This is a genomic window from Clostridium sp. YIM B02500 (genome assembly GCF_022324665.1).
In the GTDB taxonomy this organism is placed as follows: domain Bacteria; phylum Bacillota; class Clostridia; order Clostridiales; family Clostridiaceae; genus Clostridium; species Clostridium beijerinckii.
This window is the reverse complement of record NZ_JAKGTE010000053.1, coordinates 20,869-27,408: the sequence shown is the minus strand read 5'-3', so window position 1 is coordinate 27,408 and position 6,540 is coordinate 20,869. Positions and strand designations below refer to the sequence as shown.

The window sequence follows — 6,540 nt, the reverse complement described above, 5'->3', positions numbered from 1 at the left end:
TAGCTCCATCCATTTGTGCTGCTCCTGTAATCATGTTCTTAACATAGTCAGCATGCCCTGGACAGTCAACGTGCGCATAATGTCTGTTTTCTGTTTGGTACTCAACGTGTGCTGTATTGATTGTGATTCCTCTTTCTTTTTCTTCTGGAGCCTTATCAATATCTGCATAGTTAAATGCTTCTGCAAATCCTTTATTTGCTAATACTGTTGTGATTGCTGCTGTTAATGTTGTCTTACCATGGTCTACGTGACCTATTGTTCCAATATTAACGTGTGGCTTACTTCTTTCATACTTTGCTTTTGCCATTATAATTTTCCTCCCTTATTATCTTCTAATAAACTTGGCCTAGTGTTTTTTTATTTTTTATTATTTGGAGCTCACAATCGGAATCGAACCGACGACCTCCACCTTACCAAGGTGACGCTCTGCCGACTGAGCTATGTGAGCGTTCAAAATTGCTATCTTCTTTGATATACCAATTATAAAGTTTACTATTATTCTTTTTATTTGTCAATATAAATTATCACTTTAAATCTAAGCATTTTTCTAATTTTCTCTTTACTCTTTGTAATGCATTATCTATCGACTTCGAATGTCGTTCTAAATCACTTGCAATCTCCTGATAAGATTTTCCATCTAGGTATGAAGTAAGAACTTCTAATTCCAAATCTGATAACACTTTCGAAATCTTTTTCTCGATATAATCCATTTGTTCCTTACTAATCATTAGCTCTTCAGGATCTGAAATTTTCAATCCTGCCAAAACATCAAGGAGAGTTCTCTCTGATTCCTCTTCATATATTGGCTTATTTAAAGAGACATAAGTATTTAACGGAATATGTTTCTGCCTAGTAGCTGTTTTTATTGCAGTTATTATTTGTCTGATTACACATATTTCTGCAAAGGCTTTAAATGATGTTGATTTTTCTGCATTAAAATCTCTGATAGCCTTATATAAACCTATCATCCCTTCTTGATAAATGTCTTCCTTGTCGGCTCCAATTAAAAAATATGATTTAGCCTTCGACTTCACAAAGTTCTCATATTTTGAAATTAAATATTCTTGCGCCCTACTATTACCACTCTTAGCTTTCGCAACAATTTCTTCGTCTGATTTATCTTTGAAATCTAAAAAACCTTTCAACTGCTTATTCTCAACTCTCTTCTGCATTAAACTAACCACTCGTTTAGACAATTATACCCCAGTAAAATTATGTTAGTCAACTGAATTTACTTACTTCTTCTGATTTCTTCTAATATTTTGGCTATCCTATCATCTATATTATCGCTTATTATATTTTTTTGTGAAATTCTGTTCTTATCTGTTTTATTTTTTATAGACTTTTCTATCCTTAGAACCTCACTATAAAATTCTAAAGATGACATTCTAACTGCACCTCTTTGAAAAATTGTTTGCTGCTCTAGACTATCAGATGTCACAACAACTATTTCATGTTTCCTTCCTAGAGCATTAACTTGTTTCTCAATGTAACTATCCGCAGTTTCTCCATCCTTTGTAAATACTACCGATATATTTCTATTTACCTCTTCTTTTTTTTCAATACTCCCTGTAACTTTATGAGCATCAAATACTAATATTATTCTACAAGCATTAAAAACCCCATAATTATGTAAAGTATCTATAAGAGTTTGTCTTGCACCCTCAAAGCTAGAATCCTTTTTTTGTTTTAAATTAGGCCAACTATTTATAACATTATATCCATCTACAAAAATAGTTTTCACGATATACCTCTTTCTATTTCAATCGTCCTTTTAAAACTTCATACATAATTATACCACCAGCTACAGATGCGTTTAAAGAGTTAATCTTTCCGACCATTGGTATTTTTATTAGCTTATCACACTTTTCCACCGTTAACTTTGAAATACCTCTCCCTTCATTTCCAATTATAACTGCACAAGGTCCTCCAAAATCTACTTGGTAGCTATATTCTTCTGCTCTTATGTCTGCCCCGTAGATCCAAATCCCCTTTTCTTTTAGTTCCTCGATTGTCGAATTTAAATTTGTTACTTTAGCTATTTTTACATGTTCTATTGCTCCAACCGAAGATTTATAAACAGTTGTACTTACGGATGCACTTCTTCTCTTCGGAAGTATAATTCCATGAACTCCAAATAGTTCTGCAGTTCTTACTATTGATCCTAAATTATGCGGATCTTCAATTTCATCCAATATAACTATGAACGGAGCTTCCCCTCTTTTCTCTGCTAAATCCAATATATCGGATACTTCTGAATATTTATATGGAGTAACTTTTGCTATTACCCCTTGATGTACTTCTCCACCACACATTGAATCAAGTTTTCTTTTATCCACTTCTTTTATTAATATTCTATTTTCTTTTGCTAAACCAACAATAGTTTTTATTGAACCTTCTAATTTACTATTAGATATATATAGCGTTTCGATAGTTCTTTCTCCTCTTAGAGCTTCAATTACGGCATTTCTTCCAATAACTATATCTTCTCTCTCTTCAATAGCACCCGTCGACTTATCATTTCCTACCATATTATCTTTATTAGTTTTATTTTTTGCCTCATTATAGCTTTTAGCTTTACCTTTTGATTCAGTTACAGATTTATCTTTACCTTCCATAAACTTGCCATTTGAAATATTTTTTTTCGGCTTACTATTCATTATAAATCCTCCTTTTTTAATTTTATAAACTAATTAATAATTTCAATACTTTTATTAAATATAAATTCTAATCTTTCCTTATCACCCACTAGGTATAGATAACCAATTAATGCTTCAAACCCAGTTGCCATTCTATAATCCCTTATCTCTGCATTTTTAGGGACAGTAGGTGATTTCGCATTTCTTCCTCTTTTATAAACCGCTTCTTCCTCCTCATTTAGGAGATTCTCAATTTCATGCATTATACACGCCTGACTTTTTGCTTTTACATATCCAATTGCCTTCACATGTATCTTATTTGCAGATAACGCTGTATTTTGAGTCAAAATATAATTTCTAATAAAAACTTCAAATACACCATCACCTATTAATGCCAATTGTAATGAATTCAGCATTCTTGCTTCATCTTTTGAAAATTTTCTAATTCTTAAGTCATCTAACATTATAATTCTCCTTTAAATAAGGGTTGCAAAAATGCAACCCTTTCTTTAATTAATCAATCTTTTTCCATCTAACACCCTGTGGTGTATCTTCCAAAATTATATTTCTGCTTTTTAAATCATCTCTTATTTTATCCGCAAGTGCAAAATCTTTATTTTTTCTAGCTTGCTGTCTCTTTTCAATAAGCTCCTGAATTTCTGTTTCCAAATCCTTCTCAATACGATCTTGAAGTATACCTAGCGGATTTCCTAGTTCTCTAACCATTGATTCTGCTTTCTCACATAATTCAGAGGATGAATTAATATTCACATTATTGTTAATATCTTTAGTCAAATCAAACAATACTGAAATAGCATCTGCTGTATTAAAATCATCATCCATCTTCTCAATAAATTTTTCTCTATATTTATCTAAAGACTTTAGATATTTTTCTTCCGCTTCATCCATTAATTTTTTAGTCACTTCATCTTTCAAATTTTCAAGATTATTTATGCAATTATATAATCTTTCTATTGATGATTTTGCTGAATCTAAAAGTTCTTTAGTAAAATTTATTTGTATTCTATAGTGTCCAGACAACATCAAGAACCTTATTGCATCCGAACTATATTCCTCAAGAACTTCTCTTGCGGTAAAGAAGTTATTTAATGATTTTGACATTTTCCTATTATCTACATTAACAAATGCTGCATGGAGCCAATAATTTGCAAATGTTTTTCCTGTTAGAGCTTCACTTTGAGCTATTTCATTTTCATGATGCGGGAATCTTAAATCCATGCCACCTGCATGAATATCTATTGTATCTCCCAACAATTTCTTTGCCATGCACGAACACTCTATATGCCATCCAGGCCTTCCAGGCCCCCAAGGACTTTCCCAAGCAGGTTCACCTGGCTTTTGTGCTTTCCATACTGCAAAATCCATAGGATCTTTCTTTCTTTCATCAACAGATATTCTTGCACCAACCTGCAAATCATCTAAGTTCTGTCCTACCAATCTTCCATAATTATCAAATTTTTTTGTGCTATAGTAAACATCACCATCAACTTCATAAGCAAATCCTGCTTCAATCAACTCTTCAACAAATTTGATTATATCATTAATATATTCTGTTGCTCTAGGATTTACAGTAGCTCTTTCTATCTTTAATGAATCGGCATCTTGGTAGTATTCTTTTATATATTTATCTCCAAGCTCTTTTACTGTAATTCCCTCATCATTAGCTTTATTAATCATTTTATCATCTATGTCAGTAAAGTTTTGAACAAATCTAACCTTGTATCCTCTATACTCCAAATATCTCCTTATAGTATCAAATACAATAAATGTTCTTCCATTACCTATGTGAAAAAAATTATATACAGTCGGCCCACAGACGTACATTTTAACTTCGCCAGGAATAATAGGGATAAACTCTTCTTTTTGTCTTGTTAAAGTATTAAATACCCTCATTAATTTACCTCCTAAAATTATTTTAGTTTTATTTTGTTTTTCTCAAATTCACCTTTTATTATATTATAAACATCTTCTATTTTGATTACTTCCATTTCTCCATCTCTAAGTTTAAATTCAATTTCTCCATCATTAATCTTTTTACCTACTGTTATTCTCATTGGTATTCCCATTAATTCTGAATCTTTGAATTTCACTCCTGCTCTTTCATTTCTATCATCTAAAAGAGCTTCTATTCCAGCACTTGTTAATTTTTCATAAATTTCATTTGCAATTCTAGCTTGTTCCTCATCTTTTACATTAACAGGAATTACAGAAACATGGTATGGTGCAACAGACAATGGCCATACTATACCATTCTCATCATGATGTTGCTCAATTATAGATGCCATTGTTCTTGTAACTCCAATTCCATAGCATCCCATTATAAATGGCTTTTCTTTTCCATCTTCATCTATAAACTTAGCATTCATGGCTTCCGAATATTTAGTACCAAGTTTAAATATATGCCCTACTTCTGTTCCTCTTGCAATAGTAACCTTACCACCGCAAACTGGGCACTTTTCACCTTCAGTTACGTTTCTATAATCTCCTATTACACCTTCAAAGTCTCTTCCATAATTCACATTATTAATATGGTAACCTGTTTCATTAGCACCCACAATAAAGTTATACATATTAGCAACTTCTTCATCAACTAATAGCATATCTACTTTTATCCCTATTGGTCCCGCAAATCCTATTTCTGCTCCCGTTGCCTTTTTTACATCTTCTGAACTAGCAAGATCTAGATTAATTACTTCACCAATTGCATTGCTAACCTTAACCTCATTAATTTCTCTATCACCCCTAACCATAACTGCTACTATTTTGCCATCTGCATTAAACAAGATAGTCTTTGCGAATTTTTTTTCATTAGTACCGAAAAACTTAACCAATTCATCTATAGTTTTTGTATTAGGTGTCTCAACTTTATTTATTTCCTTGAATTCTTGTTTTAACTCTTTCTCTGCTGGTGATGAAGCTTTCTCGATATTTGCTGCATAGTTACATTCACTGCAAAATACCACATCATCCTCTCCAACTTCCGATTTAACCATAAACTCTGCTGAATTTGAACCACCAATAGCACCAGAATCAGCAGCAACACATTTTGCATCTAAACCACATCTATTAAATATTTTTACATATGCATCATGCATTTTATCATAAGCTAAATCTAGCCCACCTTGATCTTTATCAAAGCTATAAGCATCCTTCATTACAAATTCCCTAGATCTCATCACTCCAAACCTAGGTCTACGCTCATCTCTATACTTTGTTTGAATCTGATATAAATTAAGAGGTAATTGCTTGTAAGACTTAATTTCATTTCTCGCTATATCTGTAAATACTTCTTCATGAGTTGGCCCTAAACAGAAATCTCTATCCCCTCTATCCTTTAATCTAAACATTTCTGCTCCATATGCATCCCATCTACCAGATTCTTGCCATAATTCTGCTGGAATAATAGCTGATGCTAGAAATTCCTGCGCACCTGCGGCATTCATTTCTTCCCTAATTATATCCTCAACCTTTTTTAAAACTTTTAATCCAAGAGGCATATAATTATATACTCCTGCAGCCATTTTCCTTATCATTCCAGCTCTTAACATAAGCTTATGGCTATCAATCTCTGCTTCCGCTGGTACTTCTCTTAATGTTGATATTAACATATTAGACATTTTCATTTGGTGTTCCTCCTAAATAATATTGGTTAGATTGCAAATAATATTTTATATATGATGTAATAAAATCTGAATATTTGATTTTACAAATAATTAATAGTTTAAAAATATATAATTGGATAAATAAAAAAGCCCGCCTAATATATATATTAGGGCGAACTTTATATCGCGGTACCACCTAAATTTGTTCTCTAGCAATGATAACGGTTTTAGACCGATAGTTTTTCCCTATACTCAAAAGCTGGTTCAAAGCCTGTTTA

General features: G+C 32.1%; 7 protein-coding genes and 1 tRNA gene. All 8 read right to left on the bottom strand.

Annotation, left to right across the window (positions count from 1 at the left end):
- The coding region (locus tag L1S46_RS25080) for a GTP-binding protein (RefSeq protein ID WP_238901283.1) at window positions 1–307 on the bottom strand (307 nt) is incomplete at its 3' end.
- A gap of 65 nt (window positions 308–372) precedes the next feature.
- A tRNA-Thr gene (locus L1S46_RS25075) sits at window positions 373–448 on the bottom strand.
- Window positions 449–524: 76 nt separating this feature from the next.
- Complete coding sequence (gene sigH, locus L1S46_RS25070) at window positions 525–1,172, bottom strand: RNA polymerase sporulation sigma factor SigH (protein ID WP_023976573.1); 648 nt, start codon at window positions 1,170–1,172, stop codon at window positions 525–527.
- Between the two features lie 59 nt (window positions 1,173–1,231).
- Entirely contained in the window at window positions 1,232–1,744 is a 513-nt protein-coding gene (locus L1S46_RS25065) for an NYN domain-containing protein (protein WP_238901282.1), read from the bottom strand.
- 13 nt (window positions 1,745–1,757) lie between these two features.
- Complete coding sequence (gene rlmB, locus L1S46_RS25060; protein WP_238901284.1) at window positions 1,758–2,531, bottom strand: 23S rRNA (guanosine(2251)-2'-O)-methyltransferase RlmB; 774 nt, start codon at window positions 2,529–2,531, stop codon at window positions 1,758–1,760.
- A gap of 158 nt (window positions 2,532–2,689) precedes the next feature.
- Window positions 2,690–3,103 (bottom strand): ribonuclease III domain-containing protein, encoded by a 414-nt coding sequence (locus L1S46_RS25055; RefSeq protein ID WP_238901281.1) that lies wholly within the window; start codon window positions 3,101–3,103, stop codon window positions 2,690–2,692.
- 49 nt (window positions 3,104–3,152) lie between these two features.
- The gene (gene cysS, locus L1S46_RS25050) at window positions 3,153–4,553 is read right to left on the bottom strand and encodes a cysteine--tRNA ligase (protein ID WP_238901280.1); all 1,401 of its coding nucleotides are present in this window, start codon (window positions 4,551–4,553) and stop codon (window positions 3,153–3,155) included.
- Between the two features lie 17 nt (window positions 4,554–4,570).
- Window positions 4,571–6,283, bottom strand: a complete 1,713-nt coding sequence (locus L1S46_RS25045; RefSeq protein ID WP_238901279.1) for a proline--tRNA ligase — start codon at window positions 6,281–6,283, stop codon at window positions 4,571–4,573.
- Between the last annotated feature and the right edge of the window lie 257 nt (window positions 6,284–6,540).